Annotated in this window: 20 protein-coding genes and 1 tRNA gene; 17 read left to right on the top strand and 4 right to left on the bottom strand. The window is 46.6% G+C overall.

All coding sequences use genetic code 11. The annotated features are described in order from the left end of the window. From ACTUJY_RS18305 to ACTUJY_RS18315, 3 genes are all read right to left on the bottom strand, one after another. Positions 1 to 657: Ig-like domain-containing protein (locus ACTUJY_RS18305; RefSeq protein WP_463617580.1), on the bottom strand; the 657-nt coding region annotated here is incomplete at its 3' end. A gap of 244 nt (positions 658 to 901) precedes the next feature. Further along, the gene (locus ACTUJY_RS18310; RefSeq protein ID WP_463617581.1) at positions 902 to 1093 is read right to left on the bottom strand and encodes a hypothetical protein; all 192 of its coding nucleotides are present in this window, start codon (positions 1091 to 1093) and stop codon (positions 902 to 904) included. A gap of 179 nt (positions 1094 to 1272) precedes the next feature. Continuing rightward, positions 1273 to 1446 (bottom strand): hypothetical protein, encoded by a 174-nt coding sequence (locus ACTUJY_RS18315; protein ID WP_463617582.1) that lies wholly within the window; start codon positions 1444 to 1446, stop codon positions 1273 to 1275. Positions 1447 to 1727: 281 nt separating this feature from the next. On the opposite strand from ACTUJY_RS18315, the gene ACTUJY_RS18320 reads away from it, so the two are divergent. The 16 genes from ACTUJY_RS18320 (at position 1728) to ACTUJY_RS18395 (ending at position 15815) form a co-directional block, all read left to right on the top strand. Continuing rightward, positions 1728 to 2003 carry a hypothetical protein gene (locus ACTUJY_RS18320; protein ID WP_463617583.1) on the top strand — a complete coding sequence of 92 codons (276 nt, stop codon included), beginning with the start codon at positions 1728 to 1730 and terminating at the stop codon, positions 2001 to 2003. Between the two features lie 435 nt (positions 2004 to 2438). After that, a complete protein-coding gene (locus tag ACTUJY_RS18325) occupies positions 2439 to 2993 on the top strand; it encodes a hypothetical protein (protein WP_463617584.1) in 555 nt (184 codons plus the stop codon). Then, entirely contained in the window at positions 2993 to 5083 is a 2091-nt protein-coding gene (locus ACTUJY_RS18330; protein ID WP_463617585.1) for a DNA polymerase, read from the top strand. Before ACTUJY_RS18325 ends, ACTUJY_RS18330 begins: the two co-directional genes overlap by 1 nt. Before the next feature lie 21 nt (positions 5084 to 5104). Further along, positions 5105 to 5407: a hypothetical protein gene (locus ACTUJY_RS18335; protein WP_463617586.1), complete on the top strand. Its 303-nt coding sequence runs from the start codon at positions 5105 to 5107 to the stop codon at positions 5405 to 5407. Positions 5408 to 5512: 105 nt separating this feature from the next. Beyond that, complete coding sequence (locus ACTUJY_RS18340; protein ID WP_463617587.1) at positions 5513 to 5719, top strand: hypothetical protein; 207 nt, start codon at positions 5513 to 5515, stop codon at positions 5717 to 5719. Between the two features lie 132 nt (positions 5720 to 5851). After that, positions 5852 to 8365 (top strand): DUF5906 domain-containing protein, encoded by a 2514-nt coding sequence (locus tag ACTUJY_RS18345; RefSeq protein ID WP_463617588.1) that lies wholly within the window; start codon positions 5852 to 5854, stop codon positions 8363 to 8365. 9 nt (positions 8366 to 8374) lie between these two features. Then, positions 8375 to 9283, top strand: coding sequence for a RecB family exonuclease (locus ACTUJY_RS18350; RefSeq protein ID WP_463617589.1), 909 nt, complete (start codon positions 8375 to 8377; stop codon positions 9281 to 9283). Then, positions 9280 to 9507: a glutaredoxin family protein gene (locus tag ACTUJY_RS18355; protein ID WP_463617590.1), complete on the top strand. Its 228-nt coding sequence runs from the start codon at positions 9280 to 9282 to the stop codon at positions 9505 to 9507. The genes ACTUJY_RS18350 and ACTUJY_RS18355 overlap by 4 nt, the downstream gene beginning before the upstream one ends. After that, entirely contained in the window at positions 9507 to 10868 is a 1362-nt protein-coding gene (locus ACTUJY_RS18360; protein ID WP_463617591.1) for an SNF2-related protein, read from the top strand. Before ACTUJY_RS18355 ends, ACTUJY_RS18360 begins: the two co-directional genes overlap by 1 nt. Before the next feature lie 183 nt (positions 10869 to 11051). After that, positions 11052 to 11399, top strand: a complete 348-nt coding sequence (locus ACTUJY_RS18365; RefSeq protein ID WP_463617592.1) for a hypothetical protein — start codon at positions 11052 to 11054, stop codon at positions 11397 to 11399. Positions 11400 to 11402: 3 nt separating this feature from the next. Next, positions 11403 to 11777, top strand: a complete 375-nt coding sequence (locus ACTUJY_RS18370) for a gp33 family protein (RefSeq protein WP_463617593.1) — start codon at positions 11403 to 11405, stop codon at positions 11775 to 11777. Positions 11778 to 11857: 80 nt separating this feature from the next. Then, positions 11858 to 12562, top strand: a complete 705-nt coding sequence (locus ACTUJY_RS18375) for a hypothetical protein (protein ID WP_463617594.1) — start codon at positions 11858 to 11860, stop codon at positions 12560 to 12562. 63 nt (positions 12563 to 12625) lie between these two features. After that, the gene (locus ACTUJY_RS18380; RefSeq protein ID WP_463617595.1) at positions 12626 to 13045 is read left to right on the top strand and encodes a hypothetical protein; all 420 of its coding nucleotides are present in this window, start codon (positions 12626 to 12628) and stop codon (positions 13043 to 13045) included. Positions 13046 to 13095: 50 nt separating this feature from the next. Next, the gene (locus ACTUJY_RS18385; RefSeq protein ID WP_463617596.1) at positions 13096 to 13719 is read left to right on the top strand and encodes a helix-turn-helix domain-containing protein; all 624 of its coding nucleotides are present in this window, start codon (positions 13096 to 13098) and stop codon (positions 13717 to 13719) included. A gap of 146 nt (positions 13720 to 13865) precedes the next feature. Further along, a complete protein-coding gene (locus tag ACTUJY_RS18390; RefSeq protein WP_463617597.1) occupies positions 13866 to 14273 on the top strand; it encodes a DUF3310 domain-containing protein in 408 nt (135 codons plus the stop codon). A 282-nt stretch (positions 14274 to 14555) separates the two neighbouring features. Continuing rightward, positions 14556 to 15815, top strand: coding sequence for a tyrosine-type recombinase/integrase (locus tag ACTUJY_RS18395; protein ID WP_463617598.1), 1260 nt, complete (start codon positions 14556 to 14558; stop codon positions 15813 to 15815). Here the strand turns inward: ACTUJY_RS18395 and ACTUJY_RS18400 are convergent. Continuing rightward, positions 15794 to 15870, bottom strand: a tRNA-Pro gene (locus ACTUJY_RS18400). The genes ACTUJY_RS18395 and ACTUJY_RS18400 overlap by 22 nt on opposite strands. A gap of 174 nt (positions 15871 to 16044) precedes the next feature. Here ACTUJY_RS18400 and ACTUJY_RS18405 point away from each other — a divergent pair. Continuing rightward, positions 16045 to 18252 carry a M3 family metallopeptidase gene (locus tag ACTUJY_RS18405; RefSeq protein WP_463617599.1) on the top strand — a complete coding sequence of 736 codons (2208 nt, stop codon included), beginning with the start codon at positions 16045 to 16047 and terminating at the stop codon, positions 18250 to 18252. Positions 18253 to 18259 lie beyond the last annotated feature (7 nt).

An 18259-nucleotide genomic window follows, 5' to 3' on the forward strand; every position in this document is an offset into this window, starting at 1 on the left:
ATCATTAACGGCATTCACCGTGACCACAAAACTGTCACTGCGCGTTTTATTGCCATCGGACACGGTCACTGTAATGGTTGCACTGCCCGACTGATCCGCAGCTGGCGTAAAATACACCACTCGATTTGCACCGCTGCCACCAAAACTAATGTTACTGGTTGGGAACAAACTTGTGTTGCTTGAAGCTTTTGATAAGGTTAACGAACTGGCGCTGGTTTCCACATCACCAATGGTGAAGCTGGCACTTTGCTGGCCGGCGTCTTCATTAATGGTTCGATTGCCGATGTTGGAAATGGTGGGTTGATCATTAATACAACTGACCTGAACAGAAACATTTAATGTTTCAATGGTGACTCTTGATCTTCCGTATCTATCTGGCTCACCAACGTTGGCGGTGGTAATTGTAAAAGAGTCACCACCACAATAATTGCTATTAGGCGTGTATTTCACCTTATCGATGGTCGTGTCAACATACGTTGAACCGTGACTGGCTTCACTAACAGAAGTGTTCGTATCGGAATAACTGACCCCATAATTAGGGGGAAAAATAAGCAGTGTCGAATCTTCGTTAACCGTTAAGTTTGCCGAAGCAGCCGATAAAGTGGTAGCAAAAAACGCGGCCAAAAACAGACCGAGCGCAGATAAAACGCGGTGCATGAGTGTCCCCTGAAAAATCGGTGTGATACTTTTTTCGTTTACGAAATGTTTTTATTGGCGCAAACGGTTATTCATTTGGTGTCCCTGTGAAGCAACTACTCCCTGATGAGACGGCGCGAAGTATCGCAAAAGTGAAAAAGCCACTCAAGTAAGAGATCTCTCAAATGGATTACAGACAATCGCCTATTTGCGTTTTTATTTCTATCTGAGATACATCAAAAATCAAACGGAATAAAACGCCGTTTTAAAAAACTTTTAACCTCGAATCTCGCTCAATCCCATCGGCCAGTTGACGAAGGCGATCCGCCACTTCTTTCGCGGTCATTTGTTTTTCAAGACGAGCGCCATGATAGCGATCATTGATAAAAGAAATTGAAATCATTTTTCCAGAATCGTTTTCACAAACAATCTTCATATCCTTAAACGTAGGTTCCACAAAACTTCCTTAATAACTTCTAAAAAACTGTTGTTTATTACGCGCTTCCTTACGCAGCGCTGGAAGATCCTACTGAAGAAATTTTCCAACCGCAATAACAAAAAAAGCCCCTGATTCGGGGCTTTCTAACACTCGCATTGTGCGAGTTACAAAGTATGGGTATTACGGTCGGTTAACAATTACTGATGCACATCGAAGTATCCGGAAAATTCCTGGAACACTTGCAGCGCCTGTTCGTGAAACTGCAGCACATGGTGTTCATGTTCTGTCTGATCCTCGGACTCCAGCGCTTGATAGTACGACTTCAAACATCGCGCCATACTCAGTGCCATGGGTAATTGTTCATCAGTCATGTTGAACCTCTCTCCTAGCTTCGGTTAACAAGATCCAGTGGTTCAGGCCGGTGACGGCTTTCGGGGAACTGAAGGACAGAAATACTACTTGATTAAGTAGTTTATTGCAACCTGAAATACTCAATCCGCTGTACACCGCTTAAACAAAGGCCCACAGACAATCGACTGTTTTTTCACCTATACTTAGCCTGATTAAACGCCCTATATTGCCTATATTTAATTGACATTATAGACCTATATATTTATCATCCCTATCCACTTCAACACACAAGGACACTGCGATGAACTACCAAGACTATTACCAGGCCCTCTGCCAACACGACTGGTTCTTCAGCTACAGCGACGACCACAGCGCCTATCGCAAGGGTAGCAAGGAAGATACGCGATTACGTTCGATTGCGCGCTCTGACAGCATCGCCGATAAAATGTACTCCGCGTTTTGCAAACACCACCATGGTAGCCAAACGATTGATCTGCCTTCTCTCGATGAAGTGAAAGATTGGTTATTGGAACGTCGCATTCCACAAAACGACAACGCCTACCAGCAAGCGGCTTAATGGATCACACCATGCCCATCTGTCGTTTTATTTGTTTTAAATGCGATTTAAAAAAGGATAAAATAGTGAAAAGGACAAAACGGATACTGCCCTGTGACAATCCCAAGTGCAACGGACGCATGCTCAGACAATCGGTAACATCTGCGGAGCACTCTTTTCCCGCGACATAGTTTGTTAATTCTCAATTACGTTTTTTTCCCCGGCCTTCTATCACTGAAAACCCCGATGTTGGCCGGCTTTTTCACGCCCTAAAATCCGTAAAGGTTGAACCGCAAAGCGTCAAAGACCGAGCGGCGTACCTATAAACTCGGCGCCGTTGAGTCAGTAAGTGTTCTTGGCGGAAACGCTCAACGATGACACCCTGGTGAACCGCGTCGTGACCGGTCTTTGAGGCTTTATTTTACCACACAGGATTTTTAAAAACTGGAGCACCTTATGAAAAAAGTACGCACCGACTTGCGATTAAACGTCGCCCTTCGCAATGAATTTGCCGAAGCGGTGATTAACGAACAGTTCAAAGAAAAAGTGGTTGCCGTTCGCGATCTGACCGAGCAGCTGTGTCGCCATTTATTGGAAACTTATTGGCAACACTTTGGCGTCTCACACAATTGGGAGCACACGCACCCGCCGGGGATCACCCCATCCATCAAAGCACTCAATGTGTATTCGGGTGAAACGACACACGTACTGGAATTTGGTGAGCCCAGCACGATCCCTTTTGCGGTATTTATGGAACCGAAAAAATATTATTTCGAATTAGTTGATAACGACATGCAAAAAGACGTCGATACCGTACTTATGCGAAACAGCGAACTTAAAAGCGACATGGCCGAGAACCGTAATCGTTTGAAAGAGTTTTTAAGTCAGTTCACCTCGCCCGCCCGTGTTGTTGAAATCGCACCTGACCTTGAACGCTTTATGCCGAGCGAGTGGTTTGAAGACGTTGAAGATCACACCGTTACCCTTCACGATATTTTAATGGCCGCCTGATGAACAGCAAGTTACCAAGGATGGTTGAGCACAGCGCCCTGCTCACCTCGATTAAACAATTTTTTAAACTGGACGCCTTGTTGTTTCTCGACTGGGAAACCTTTTATCAATCGAAGCCTAAGGACGGTGAAAAAGCCTATTCGTTAAAAAACAGTACCTATTACGATTACATCTTCGATGAGCGATTTCAGCCCACCGGACTCGGCTTTGCATTTGATCTGGAGCCCTGGACCTATGTGCATCGACCCGAGGACATTAAAAAACAATTAAGCGCATGGAAATTAATGCGGTCACAAGGCCAAAGGATTGGCGTTATTGCCCACAACACCCAGTTTGATGCGAGCATTAATGTATGGCGTTACGGGTTCAAAGCGGACTTTTATTTTTGTACACAATTGATGCGCAAGTTTCACAGTGTGCATCGGAAAACTTCACTCGAAAAAACCTGCGAAGATGTGTGGCCGGATGATTTATCCATGCGCAAAGGTCGTGAGTTATCCAACTACGATGGCGTGCGTTATGAGGACATTCCCGAACACGATCAAAACCCGGAGAACCCGGATACGCTCGCCAGTTATTGTGTCAACGACAATCGTTTGATGCGCGAACTGTTTTTTCATTTCATGGCCAAAGGTTTTCCGCCCGGTGAAATTGAACTCATGCATGTGTCGTTGCGCGGCGCAGTCGAACCGCAATTTAATGTGCGCCGAGATTTATTAGGCGAAGTTATTGAGGATGAAACGCAGCGCGAACAAAGGGTTGTCGAAAACGCTGTTCGTTTTTGTGAAGACAATCAAATCCCTTTAAACGTCGAACGCGGCACCTTCAGCTCAAATCCGCAATACAAAATTTTGCTGGAACAATTCGGTGTCACAGTTCCAACGAAGCTTTCAAAAACGACGTTTCAGTTCACCCCTGCTTTGGGAAAAAACGATCCGGAATACATCCGCATGCAACTGGAACATCCGAAACTCAAGCCCTTGTATCAGGCGCGCGAAGTGGTGAAATCCACTCTCGCCAAAAGTCGCGCGGAAAAAATGACGACCGTTGCCAATCGCTTTCAACTGTTTAAAACCGAATTCGATGAATCTATTGCTTACAAGGCCGACATGCCGATGTTTTTAAATTATTACGGCGCCGAGAATACCGGTCGCTGGTCGGGTGGACAAAAACTCAACCAACAAAACTTACAACGCGGCTCCAAACACCGTCGTGCGCTTACCGCACAAACCGATCATGTTATTGCGGTGAACGATTTATCCAACATCGAACTGCGCGTGAATTTGTGGTTTTGTCAACAAAACGATCTGCTGCAAAAGTTTGAACAGGATCCGGATTTCGATATGTATTCGGATCTGGCCTCCGATATCTACAACCGATCCATTAATAAAAAAGACCATCCCGAAGAACGTCAGATCGGAAAAGCCGGCTCATTAGGTTTAGGTTTTGCAATGAGTTGGTACGGCTTTCAGCAATATTTAGCCGGAGGGCCATTGGGTATGGATCCCTTGTTCGTGTCCGATGACTTTGCGCAAAACGTGAAGCGTTCTTACGATTTGAAACACGCCGCCATCGTTGCCATGTGGCACACCATCAATCAACACGTACTGCCAACACTTGCGCACGGCGGTGAATACCGATTCGGTCGCAACGGTTGCGTTACGGTGATTAAAGATCAGATCCATTTGCCGAGTGGCCGCGTGCTGCAATATCCGAACACACGCGTGCAAGGTGAAGAAACCCAAACCGGTTTGCGGTTGCAGTATTCCTGCGACTCCACCAAATCGGATCGTTGGGGCCAACCGTTAACGCGCAATTTGCACAAAGGACTCATCATTGAAAATATTATTCAAGCACTCGCACGCGATCTGTTGGGTTGGCAAAAAGTGCAGATCAATCGCGCACTCGAACGCAAACAATTCGGTTGGGTGATTGGTTCGGTGCACGATGAAATTCTTGCCATGATCAAAGCCGCAAAAGCCGATGAAGGTTTTCAATTAATGCAACACTTTATGCAACAAAAACCCGACTGGGCGGCAGGCATTCCTTTGATGTCCGAAGGCGGTTACGCCCTCGACTATTCCAAGTAAATTTTTTAATACGGAGAACCCATGACGCAACACCTCAACGAACAGGTTAAAAGCGTTGTTGATGAACTGGAAAGTTTTGATACCACCGGTTACGACTATCTCAATGATGCTCTGGATATTGAGTTCATTTCCAATTCGCGCGGCCAGTACTTGGGTGCGCGAGTTTTGGTTACCTTTGGAGGACCGAACATCTGGGTCAATACCCGCCTACAACAGGTGGAAGGTTATTGGTGGAGTTCAGAGTTTCATGTCGCCTTTGAAGATAACATCGGACTCGATGACGCACTGGAAGAGCTGTTTGACTCAACGTCTCACCGATCGTAATTATCACCTATATTTCACCACCTATAATACCTATTTTATTGTTGCAAGCGACCTATATTATAGGTAAAATGACAGCCCTTCACTGATGAGATTGAGCTGTACCCTATGGATTGGATTGACCAGGCGTGTGAAACCGAAGCGCACATATTAAAGCTGCGCATCAAAGCACAAAGTGCACAGGCCAAGGAGCGGCCGTTACGCCCCATTCGTCGCTGCTACAACTGCAGTGAACCTTTTCCCGAGAACGATTTACGCCTTTTTTGCGACGCCGACTGTCGTATTGATTTTGAAAAATACGGGCAGGCTGCGTAAGTGGGTCTGTTAAAGTGCCATTTCCTCTCGGCGTCTCCGAGCGTTGGACCGCTGCGCAAGCAAATCGGCCTCAGCGATGGACGTTCGTACGCCTACCCCAACGCGCGGCTGTTAACCTCCATCGAAGAAACCGTGGCGATATCACCGCAAGGATTGCGCGATTACCGTGACCATTTGGAAACGCACGCAAGTTTGGGTCACGCACTCTATAAAGGTTTGTTCACTTATCCCCTGCGCAACGAAAGTCGCAAAGGACGTACCGACAAAGACGCGCTAACACAACTGTTGGTACTCGACATTGACGGCCTGCCCGTGCCGCATTTCAAACGCGGACCGGCAACTGGGATCAGCGTGCGTCAAGTGGCCGAGCACGTGCTGTCCCTGATGCCTTACGAATTACAAAACGTCAGTTTCGTTGCGGTCGGTTCTTCGTCGTTTGGTTTGAAAGACGATCAAGTGTCGATCCACATTCACATGCTGTTAAAACATCCGGTGTCACCAAGCAACTTAAAAACCTGGCTCACCAGTCTCAATTTCACGCAGCCCGGACTGTACGATCATCTGACACTGACGAGTGGCAAAGCGAACATCAAATCGATTGTTGATCCTTGCCTTGCTGATCCCTCACGCATTGTGTATTTAGCACCGCCATTTTTTGGACCGCAACAACCGAATCCCTTTGCCGATGATCGTGATCGCATTGTGTTGGTGGAAAAAGAACACGCAACACTTGATCTGTCCGCGCAATTTGCGCTGCTTGCGGAAAAAACCGCAGAGGTCACGCATAAGAAAACCGAAAAGTTTCGTGCACTTTTGAAAAAAGCCGGGATCAGCAAACGCAAATTCAAACGTGAAAAATTCAAGGTGAATGAATCGGAAGTTTGGGCCATTGCCGATCCCGAACCCATGATCATGGAACTGCACAGTTTCGACGACGATTACGTGCGGTACAACGTTAACGGCGGAACCTCCGGAGCCTGGTGGGTACGCCGTGACAATCCGGAAATTGTTTATTGTTTCAAACCCGACGAAGAACCTTTTTTATTTTCCAAAGCGGCCCCAGAAATGTACGCGCGTCACATCGAACGATTTGGCAGCGCGTATTCAGTGCAAACCACCGATGATGGTGTCACGCGTAAAATTCATCGACTGATGTTTATTGATCAATTGACCGATGCGTACATCACCTGCGAATACGATCCGGACAACGATGTGTTTATCGATGTGCGGGAGCGCAGAAACGCGGTGGTCTCCGGTGAGTGGATGAAAGATCACGGCATGGTGATCCCAGATCCGGTGCCCTCGGCTTACAAAGTCATGGTTCCCGAAAACCCGCAATCGCTGTACCGCGAAAACGGTCGCACCTACATCAACACCTTTCGACCCACAGTGTTTATGACCACAGAAAAAACGGCACCCTATCAAGGTTCTTACGGTAATGCCTGGTGCATTCAAGCCGACTGTCCGTTAATTACCGATCTGATTTTTCACATGCTTGGCAACGACTTCGAATGTTTCGAGCATTTCATTAATTGGTTAGCGTTTATTTTTCAAAAGAAAAACAAAACCGAAACCGGTTGGGTGGTTCACGGCACACAAGGCACGGGCAAAGGCCTCTTTTTCAAGAAAGTCATTCGTCCGTTATTCGGGGATCGTTATGCCACCATGCGCACGTTAGATCGCATCGCCGACGATCCCTTCAACGGCTGGATGGAAGAGTTGCTGTTTTTGTTTGTCGATGAATTCAATTTACGCAGCACTTCCTCCAGCGTCACCAAAACCGCCAACCTGTTAAAGAACATGGTCACCGAACCCACGCTCGCCCTGCGCAAAATGCAGCAGCAACAACGCGACATCCCCCATCGTACCAATTTGATGATGGCGACTAACGATTTCGATGCGCTCGATGCACGCGACAAACGCCGCTATAACATCGCCCCGCGTCAGGAGTTTGCGTTGGAAAATCGGGTCGCCTGCCCACAGCTCGACGAAGACGAAGCGGAATGGGCAACACGCGGTCATTTCAGTTTGCACCAAGCCGACCGACTTGCGTTCGACGCATTGCTCGCCGATGAACTCGATACCTTTGCCGCGTTTTTACGAGACTTTCAATACGACTTAACCAACGTCGCCAAAATTTTAAAGAATGACGCCAAAGAAAAAGCGCAACGCGCCAGCATGTCCGCTTCCGAATCCTTCTTCGACGATTTAAAGACCGGCAACTTCGCAGCCTTTGCAGACTTTCTGGATAAACCGGAAGCCGGATTAGGCCAGACCGATTTCATTCAGTTGAAAGAAGTCAAACGCATTTTGCGTGCCATGCTCTGTCATGTGAACACCGGCGAAACGGTTTACGTGTTGAAAGATGATCTGCGTACGCTCTACAGTTTTCTCGCCGGAAAACCCATCAATCAAAACGCTTTCGGTCGCATGGCCGGACAAAGCGGATTGCCGGAATTGCGTTGTAAAAATCCGGTAGGTCATCCACCCATGCCCTCGCGTCCGCGCTGCTTTCAAGTCAAATGGTTTTATCTGGAACAGGACGAACTCGACGCGCTCATTAAAGCGCATCTGAACACCGCGGATGTCACGCCGCTGGTTCCAAAAACCACCAGCGACAACCCAACGCACGCCACAGCCTGGTAAGGAAACGTTATGAATTTTGCTGATACTTTAAAATCACACGCGAAGGCCACCGGCCAGAAAACCATGATCCTGCCGGAGTCAAAGCCGATCACTAAATCCGACACCATGGCCGCGTTTGCCAACAACTTAAAACAGGCCAAAGCCACCGCGCCCAAGCTCGAAGAACGTATTGCTGTCTCGCAAACGGGTCCGGTTTCGGTGTGGAGTTTTTCAAGCTTAAAAAGTTTTGAAACTTGTCCCTGGTTGATCCATTTACAAAAAGTCGACAAACAGCCACAACCGGAAAGCCCCGCTGCCGACCGAGGGTCTTTGTTGCATAACGTGTGCGAGCAATACGTGCGCGGTGAAATCGACGAACTGGTCAACGATAAAAAAACACAGTTCTCGTTTTTTCAAAGCGACTTCGATGTGCTGCGTCATCAGTTTCAGGACGGTCGGATCCAATGCGAAGAACAATGGGGCATTCGTGACGATTGGTCGCCGTGCGATTGGAACGACGCCGAACTTTGGGGACGCGCCAAACTCGATGTGTTCGAACGCGAAAGCGGTACCAGTTGCCGCATCATCGATTACAAAACCGGACGTAAATTCGGCAACGAAATGAAACACGCCGATCAAGGGTTATCCTACGCCTTACACGCGTATCACCGTTATCCGGAACTGGATCATTTTCGCGTCGAATTCTGGTATTTGGATCACGCCGAAAAACTCATTAAAACCTTTAACCGTCGTCAACTCTCGGTGCTGCTGCCACGCTATCACAATCGCGCGGCGACCTTAACACAATGCCAGCACTTTCTACCGAAAACCAACGCACACAGTTGCCGCTTTTGTCCTTACGGCTCCAACACCAACAAAGACCATCGCGCTTACGGCACCGGCATTTGTGCACACGATCATTATCGAGGAATGGAATGATGAAACACCTTTTATTTACCGGAACCCATTGCGACGCTTGCGAATTGGCCAAGCGTGTCATTCACACCAAAAAACTGAGCGCGCATTTTGAATTTGTGAATGTAGAAGAGGATCCGCACGCAGCCCTGAACCACGGCATTCGGACTCTGCCCACGGTGTTGACCAATAACCATCGCTATCACGTCGGTGCGCGTGATGTGACTCAATTCGTTCGGAACCTGTAATGACTTTTGTCCCCTTTAAAGCGCAACACGCGTTTGCGAAACAGTGGTCGAAAACGCCGCGCCTGTTAAATTTATCCGACTGCGGAACCGGCAAAACCCTCGCCTGCATTCATGCGGTAAAAACCCACTGGCCAAACGCACGAGTTTTAGTGCTCGCGCCTTTGTCGATTTTAAAAAACGCCTGGGTCAACGATTTAACTTTCGGTTGGCCAGAAGCAACGCACAGCATCGCGTATCACGGCATAAAGCGACAAAAAAGTTTTGCCAGTGATGCCCAGTGGGTGATCACCAATCACGATGCGGTGAAAGAAATTGCGAAACACAACTGGCATCAAGATTTTGATGTGCTGATTGTCGATGAAGCCGATGCGTTTCGGAATCGTCAAACGCAACGTTCCAAAGCGCTGCAAAAAGTCGCGCGTCACATTCCCACTGTCACTCTGATGACCGGCACACCAACCCCGAAAAGCGTCACCGACATTTGGCATCTGGCGTATCTGATGGATAACGGCGAACGACTCGGTGTGAACTTTTTTCAGTTCCGCAATCAGATGTGTTCACCGAAACCCGTTCGCGGTGCACCGCCGGGTGTGATGCGCTGGCTCGACAAACCGGAAGCGAATGATTTAGTGACAGCCATGCTAGCCGACATCACCTTTCGCGTGCAGTTGAATGATGTTGTAGAACTGCCACAAACCATTACCCGCACCATCAAAGTCGATTTACCCAAATCCCTTCGACGCGATTACGAAACGATGCGCAAAGATTCGCTTCTGCAACTGAAAAACGGTGAATGCATCAACGCCCTGCACGCCGGCGTCAAAATGCAAAAGTTATTGCAGCTGGTTTCCGGTGGACTGTACAACGGTTTCGGTGAAGCGCGTGATCTGCATCCTGACCGTCACAAATTAGTTTTAGATCTGGTAGAAGAAACCGATCATGCGTTAGTCGCCTTTAACTGGAAACACCAAAAACAGGGACTCATTCGAGAAGCGCAACAACGCAAACTCGATTTCGCGGTGATTGACGGTGACACGCCGGTCAACGAACGCATCACCATTGTTGAGCAGTTTCAAGCGGGCGAGTTACAAGTCATTTTTGCGCATCCGCAATCGGCCGGTCACGGATTGACGCTAACAAAAGCCAATCGCGTGATTTGGGCGTCACCGCAACATCGCGCTGATTTGTACGAGCAATTCAATCACCGCATCGTACGCAACGGACAAACCCGTAAAACGGAAATCATTCACATTGCGGCCGACGACACGATAGAAACGCAAGTCTACGAAAAACTGATGGGCAAAAAAATTCGCATGGACGATTTGCTGAGTACTTTATCGGAGTTCGAGCAAGCCGCCTAAGGATTCTCTGGCACATGGAACGCTCGGTGTTCGTTTGCAGCTCAACCTCCTGCTATAAAAAACACACCGATGACTTTGAGTAATGTGCAAGCTAATGGCCAACAAGTTGAGCCATCTCATTCACGGTAGCCGCGCCGTGAGCGACAGAGCGGCCAACTTAAATAAGGATAAAGGAGACAACGCATGAGTCACGACACGGCCGAGCTGGCCACCTGGCATCATTACTTTTCTGAACAGATTTTACTGCAAGCGCCTTGGCTTGCCGATAACACCAGCCTCGGTGCTTTCTTTGCGATGGGCGAAGATCTTTTCCTGATGGATTTATTTTCTTACACCGAAGTGATCCAAAAGACATTCGATAACGCCTGGGAACACTGCAAAGATTTACCCGGCGTCGCTTTGTACGAGCTGCCGGAATTACTGGCAAAAACTTTTTGGCAATTGTATCAAGCCAACAATAACCGATGGCCAGAGTTAAAAGTATTCGAGAAAGCAATTCAAACCGTCATTACCGACTGGATGAAGGAATAAACCATGACCACACAAAAAGAATTAATCGAAGCGCTGTTCGATGTGCGCCGAGAAATTTCCGAATTGAACCAACGCATCAATCAACTCGATGAACGCAAAAGCGAACTCAATGCAGCGCTTTTAGCTTTGCTCACCGAACAAGGCGTCGACCAAACCACCATCAAAGGTTTGGGTTCGGTATCGATTAATGAAACAACAGTGCCGAGTGTTGAAAACTGGGACAGCTTCTATCGATACATCAAAGAACACGATGCGTTTTATTTATTAAACCGCGCACCGAACGCCGCCAGTTACCGCGAGGCACTGGAAATCGGTGAAGCCATTCCCGGTGTGGTGCCCTTTAAAAAGCGCACGCTCTCGGTTCGCAAAGCTGCTTAAACAATTTTTTGATTCAACGACTAACAATGTGACAGGGAAGCACACACTTCCAAAACCTAAACCAACGAAAGGAAATCCATATGACCCACCAATCTTTAACATTAACCGGAACCACCAACATCGCAGCACGCTCCGAGCGCGTCGGTCAGGGATCACAAAACGTTTCCGCCAGTGACATGGCCATTCCGCGTTTGAAACTGTTGCAAGCCATTAGCGGCGAAGTGACGCGCAGTGATCCAAAGTACGTCGAAGGCGCAGAAGCCGGAATGATTTTAAATTCACTCAACCGTGAACTCAGCACCAGTCTGTATGTGATCAATCTGCACTTCAGTCGTAAAACGGTGGTGTGGCGCAAGCGCAAAGCCGGTGGCGGTATGTTCGGCGTGTTCGACGATGAAGCGCAGGCCCTCGACGCCTTAGCCGAGGCCAAAGAGCCGCGAGAAAATTACGACATCAGTGAAAACCCAACACACCTGGTGTTGATCCTTTCAGACGAAGGTATGCCCAAAGGCATTGCCCTGCTCGATATGCCCGGCTCAAAAATCAAAGTTTCTAAAAAATGGAACTCATTGATTGCTGAACAGGAGGAAGCCGCTAACCCACGTTTCGGTTGTGTCTGGCAGCTGAAAGTTTGGCAGGACAAAAACAACGAAGGACCGTTTTACAACTTCGATGTGGAACTGGTGACGCAAGCGCCCGATGACATTTATCAAAGTGCGGTGGCGGCTTACGATAATTTCTTTGGCAAAACGTCGGTTGAAGTCGATTTGGCCGAAGCCGCTTAACCCATTGCAATCAACTTAAGGCTCACGTTTTGTGGGCCTTTATTTAAAAACAAGGAAGGATGTGTGATTGAAGCGGATTATACGGCCAGCGTTCACGCCCGGTTGCCAAAGAACATTTACCACTGGAAAATTTTTGATCCTTACTCAGGTGGCGTGCCCGATGCGTTTTATCGAAGGCTCGATGGCCCCGGTCGACCGCTCTGGGTGGAATACAAATTTTTAAAATCGCTGCCGAAACGCGATAGTACGCTCATCGTGCCGGAGCTTTCTGATCAACAAGCCCTGTGGCTGCACCAGGCGCTCGAAGCCGGTGAGCAGGCGATTGTCATTGTGGGTGTGGCAACAGAAAAAGTGGCTCGCGGCACCGGCGGTTTTGTGCTGACCCACAACGAATGGCTCACTGGTATTTCAACCCGTGAAGCAAAACGACGGCTGAAAAGCTATCAAGACATGACCTATATTATAGGTTCTCTATTGAAATAATATAGGTTATGCGATTAGAATATCCGTCCCCGAAACAAAAGGAACGCACGATGCGAAAGTCTGACAATCCAGAGTACGGTGCCAAAACACTAAAAGCGGTGCAGCGGATCTGGAAAAAACACAAACAGGAAACCAAAACCACTCAAAAAGAAATCTCCGATGCATTGGGCATGCGACAAGCGACCTTCAGCCAATACATCAATGGTGTCATTCCGCTCAATCAACAGTTTGTTGAAAAGTTTGCGACCCTTACCGAGTCGGATCCGAAAAACTACACTGACGTGGATAAACCCATTACGGAACCGTTGAAAGCAATGCCGTTGCCGATTGAGTACACCGTCAGCGGTAAAAAACCGAACGTTAAAAAAGTCATGGTTTCAACGACGGTGTCTTTGCCTGAGTGTTTAGGTGTGTTGGTGGACGTTCATGATCACCTAATGGGTTATGGCAGTGTGATCGTCATTGATCCCAACGCCGAAGTATCCAGTGGTGACTCGGTGTTATTGATTAAAAAAGATCAAGCCGTCATCGCCACTCTGCATTGTGAAAAGGACCAATGGCACGCGTTTACTCCGTCACTGACTGGCGTGAAGTGTCATAAGGTGAACAAGCAAGATTTCGTTCATCGTGTGGTATCCGTTTACTATCCCCCGAAAAAAGGCCCAACGTTTTAATTCATTCAGTTTAAGGAGAAACGCAACACAAAAACTTTTTTGCAGAAACTTAGACGCTTAACACTGAGACTCATCCCCTCAGTGTAAGTGCGTCACTAAAACACCGTACTGTGTTTGTATTTTTTATCAGGAGCAGGAGAAAGACATTGGAAGCACACACCGTAACCCACATCACTTTTTCAAACGAAATGGTGAACCATCCACCCCACTACAACCAACACGCCATTGAGTGTCAGGACTTTCGGCGCAAGCTCCCTGCTCCGTTAGCCGATGCCGCAAAATATCGCTGGCGCGCCGGTAACAAGTGGAACGCGCTCGAAGACCAACAGAAAATGGCCTGGTACATTCAGGATTATTTACTGCACCTCGACGATTTCAAAGACATCGATGCCAAAGTTGCCGAGCGTATGTCTGCACAAATTCTCGCGTGTTCGAAAACCATGTCCGACGATTGCGCGCTCACGCTGTTGAACATTGTTCGATTAGCGAGTGGCGACCGTGATGATGATCTCGACGCATGGCTCACCGACGTGACTGGGTTGCACTTCGCATAAACACAAAACATTTAACTGTTAAACAGGACGATGAGCCCCGCTCCAGGGGCTTTAACTAAGGACGGTGGTCATGGGCAACGTCGCCATAGAACCTAGAATATTACGACTCGAAGAAGCCAGAAACTATTGCGGTGCTGGTGAGAAAAGTTTTAACGCATATTTTCGTCCGTACCTCACGGAAATCCCCATCGGTCGACAAGGTGTCGGCTTTGATCGAAATGAATTGGATAAATTTTTAGATTGGCACATTGCTAACAACGGAATAAAAAGCAGGATTGGACAATGGCAAGAAACTCAAAAAGCAAAACCCAGGGTATTTACTATTCCAAGGGTGAATACATCATCGACAAAGTCTACAGAAAAGTGCGAATTCGCTGCAGCCTTGGACCGTGTAGCAAAAAAGAAGCAGTAAATAGACTAGAACTTGAAAAAAGAAAAATTGATAACGCTTTAATTTGGGGTAAAGCACCAGAGCGCACGTTAGGTGAAGCGATTATTAAATATCTGGAAGAAGCGACACATAAGTCTCTTGATACAGACATAAATATTGCTAAATCTTTTGCTAAGCACTCTTTCATTCTTAACCTTAACCTGTCGGAGATTCATGATGAAGCGCTACGACCTTACATAAAAGCCAGGCAGAGAGATAAAACAAAACACAATAAACCGGTTCGTAATAGTACAATCGGACGGGAAATTGAGTTAATTAGAAGAGTGTTAAATAAGGCAGCTAAAGTTTGGTGGTGCAAATTAACAAATAAACCTTGGTTACCACATGCTACACCAAAGTTAACAATTCCAAAGGATTCGTTGTATACCGAGACAGAAAGAAAAAAGAAAAAAGCTTATCCGTTATCTTGGTCAGAACAAGATCAGTTTTTTTCGCTTCTACCAGCTCAATTACAAAGAATGGCATTGGTGGCTGTTAATACCGGAAAACGGGATCAAGAAATCTGTGGTATGACTTGGGAAGACGAACGATACATTCCTGATCTCGATAAAAGTATTTTTATTGTTTGGGAGGATAGATCAAAAAATGGAGAGCCAACGGTATTAGTGCCAAATTCAATTGCTATGGAAGCTATCGAAAAACAACGTGGCCTTCATCCATATTATGTTTGGCCTTCGAAAGTAAAAGAAAATGCTCGCGTTCATAAAATACGATCACGTGCATGGGTTACTGCGTGGAAAAAAGCAGGTCTCCCTAGCGTTAACGAATACCGAACAGGACCACATAATCTTCGTCATACTTGCAGTCGCCGATTACGTGCAGCAGGCGTTTCAAATGAGACGAGAAAGGACATTTTAGGGCATAAAAGTAAGGACATTACTACACACTATTCAGCAGCAGAAATCGCAGAATTATTTGAAGCGGTAGAGAAGATTACAGTACGTAATGAAGGCATCATTTTGCGCTCTGTAACAGGGACAAATTTGCAAAAGTCCCCGAAATCTCCCCAAGGGTTTCAGAGCACAAAAAACAAACAGAACGTTAAATCATTGTTTTCAAAGGGAAAAAGTGGTCGGTGTGAGAGGATTTGAACCTCCGGCCCCTTCGTCCCGAACGAAGTGCGCTACCAGACTGCGCCACACACCGAAGCGAGAAGCTAACTCATTGACGAGTAAGAAAATATCCATCATTCGTAACATAGAAACTTATGCTCTTGCCGTCAATACCTAGATATTTAAATTCCTTAACATTTTTTGGGTATGTTCCCATCCGCAAAACCGCTACACTGGCGCAGTTTAATAATAAAGAGGCACTAGAACGATGAACGCTAAACTCACTTTACTCGCCGGTGTGGTTATGACCGCACTTATTGGCTGTGGGGAAAATCAATCGGAGTCCAACCAAATTAAAGCGGAAGCCCAGACCCAACAGCAACTTGAGCAACAACAATCGACAGAATTAAACTCAAACAACACCTTGCTTGCGGAGTGGACCGGTTCTTACCAAGGTGTTCCAGCTTTTGACAAAGTCAAGCTTGAAGACTTAAAGCCCGCATTTGAATATGGCATGCAACAACAGCTTAAAGAAATAGATGCCATCGCCAACAATACTCAAGCGCCTACCTTTGAAAATACCATTGTAGCGATGGAACGATCAGGTCAAACGCTTAATCGAATTTTCACTTATTGGGGCATTTGGCGCTCAAACATGTCGTCACCGGAATTTCGAGATATTCAGAAAGAATTAACCCCTAAGTTATCTGAGCTAACCTCTAAAATTAATCAAAATGAAAAGCTGTTCGCTCGGGTTAAAGCGGTTTATAACAGTGATGAAATGAATGCATTAAGAGCGGATCAACAACGTCTTGTGCAACTCACCTATGATGAGTTTGCTCGCAATGGTGCAACTCTCGATGCTGAAAAGAAAAAGCGTTATGCAGAAATCAATCAGCAATTAGCTGAGTTAGAGAACCAATTCTCCAACAACGTTCTTCATGATGAAGAAAACTACGTACTTTATTTGAATGATACGCAACTGAGTGGATTACCAGACTCATTTATAAAGTCAGCCGCATTAGCTGCAGAATCGCGTGGACAGAAAAACAAATACGCTATAACCAACACTCGCTCTTCCATGGATCCTTTTCTTACGTATTCCGATGAACGCGAACTGCGTGAAAAAGTTTGGAAAACATACTATAACCGAGGCGACAATGGTGACGAATATGATAACAATAATATCATTGCGCAAATATTGAAGTTACGCCATGAACGAGTTCAATTACTGGGGTATGAAAATTATGCCGAATGGCAACTCGAAAACCGAATGGCTAAAAATCCTGACAATGCGTTTAAATTAATGAAAGCCGTTTGGCCTGCCGCAATTGCACGAGTAAAAGAAGAAGTAGCCGACATGCAAGCCATTGCCGACGCTGAAAATGAAAAAGCCGGCAAGAAAAAAATCATTATTAAGCCTTGGGACTATCGCTATTACGCAGAAAAAGTACGTAAAGCCAAATACGATCTTAACTCAGAAGAAGTGAAACAATACTTGCAACTCGACAAACTGCGTGAAGCGATGTTCTACGTTGCAGGTCAGCTATTTAACTTCCAATTCACACCCGTTAAAGATGGTGAAGTGCCGGTATTCCATGAGGACGTTAAAGTATGGGAAGTCACCAATAAAATAAGTGGTGCGCATATAGGTTTATGGTACTTGGATCCTTTTGCACGTCCAGGTAAACGCTCGGGAGCTTGGGCTACAAGTTATCGAAGCCATACGACTTTTGACGGCCAGCAAAACGTATTGTCATCCAACAATTCAAACTTTATGAAAGGAGCGCCAGGTGAAGCAGTACTGGTTTCATGGGATGATGCCGAGACCTTTTTCCATGAATTTGGCCATTCTTTGCATGCCCTCTCATCAAAAGTCGTATACCCAACTTTAAACGGTGGTGTTCGAGATTACACGGAGTTTCAATCTCAACTTTTAGAGCGATGGTTATTAACCGACGAAGTCGTTAAGAATTACTTGGTGCATCATGAAACAGGAAAACCGATGCCTGCCGAATTGATTCAAAAAATTAAAAATGCGGATACATTTAATGAGGGCTTTAAAACAACGGAATATTTGGCCTCGGCAATGATAGACTTATTGCTACACACAACCGATCCTACACATATCGATCCCGATACATTTGAACGCGATACCTTAAAAGATTTAAACATGCCTGAAGAGGTCGTCATGCGACACCGAACGCCTCATTTTGGCCATATATTTTCTGGCGAAAGCTACTCTGCTGGATACTACGGCTATATTTGGGCAGAAGTGTTGACCTCCGATGCAGCCGAAGCATTTGCAGAAGCACCTGGAGGCTTTTACGACAAAAACGTTGCCAACAAGCTAGTAGAGCATTTGTTCTCAGTGCGCAACGCGGTGGATCCATCGGATGCTTATCGAGCGTTTAGAGGACGAGATGCGAATGTCAGTGCTCTCATGCGTGATCGCGGCTTTACGTCAAAACAATAAATATTCG

The sequence above is a fragment of the Pleionea sp. WD8-19 genome (assembly GCF_055326765.1).

Bases quoted from the DNA above. Each gene is read 5' to 3' on its own strand.
- ACTUJY_RS18355 (WP_463617590.1), top strand. From the start codon at position 9,280: ATGATGAAACACCTTTTATTTACCGGAACCCATTGCGACGCTTGCGAA.
- ACTUJY_RS18350 (WP_463617589.1), top strand. From the start codon at position 8,375: ATGAATTTTGCTGATACTTTAAAATCACACGCGAAGGCCACCGGCCAG.
- ACTUJY_RS18395 (WP_463617598.1), top strand. From the start codon at position 14,556: ATGGCAAGAAACTCAAAAAGCAAAACCCAGGGTATTTACTATTCCAAG.
- ACTUJY_RS18385 (WP_463617596.1), top strand. From the start codon at position 13,096: ATGCGAAAGTCTGACAATCCAGAGTACGGTGCCAAAACACTAAAAGCG.
- ACTUJY_RS18375 (WP_463617594.1), top strand. From the start codon at position 11,858: ATGACCCACCAATCTTTAACATTAACCGGAACCACCAACATCGCAGCA.
- ACTUJY_RS18405 (WP_463617599.1), top strand. From the start codon at position 16,045: ATGAACGCTAAACTCACTTTACTCGCCGGTGTGGTTATGACCGCACTT.
- ACTUJY_RS18360 (WP_463617591.1), top strand. From the start codon at position 9,507: ATGACTTTTGTCCCCTTTAAAGCGCAACACGCGTTTGCGAAACAGTGG.
- ACTUJY_RS18335 (WP_463617586.1), top strand. From the start codon at position 5,105: ATGACGCAACACCTCAACGAACAGGTTAAAAGCGTTGTTGATGAACTG.
- ACTUJY_RS18320 (WP_463617583.1), top strand. From the start codon at position 1,728: ATGAACTACCAAGACTATTACCAGGCCCTCTGCCAACACGACTGGTTC.
- ACTUJY_RS18330 (WP_463617585.1), top strand. From the start codon at position 2,993: ATGAACAGCAAGTTACCAAGGATGGTTGAGCACAGCGCCCTGCTCACC.
- ACTUJY_RS18370 (WP_463617593.1), top strand. From the start codon at position 11,403: ATGACCACACAAAAAGAATTAATCGAAGCGCTGTTCGATGTGCGCCGA.
- ACTUJY_RS18340 (WP_463617587.1), top strand. From the start codon at position 5,513: ATGGATTGGATTGACCAGGCGTGTGAAACCGAAGCGCACATATTAAAG.
- ACTUJY_RS18315 (WP_463617582.1), bottom strand. From the start codon at position 1,446: ATGACTGATGAACAATTACCCATGGCACTGAGTATGGCGCGATGTTTG.
- ACTUJY_RS18325 (WP_463617584.1), top strand. From the start codon at position 2,439: ATGAAAAAAGTACGCACCGACTTGCGATTAAACGTCGCCCTTCGCAAT.
- ACTUJY_RS18365 (WP_463617592.1), top strand. From the start codon at position 11,052: ATGAGTCACGACACGGCCGAGCTGGCCACCTGGCATCATTACTTTTCT.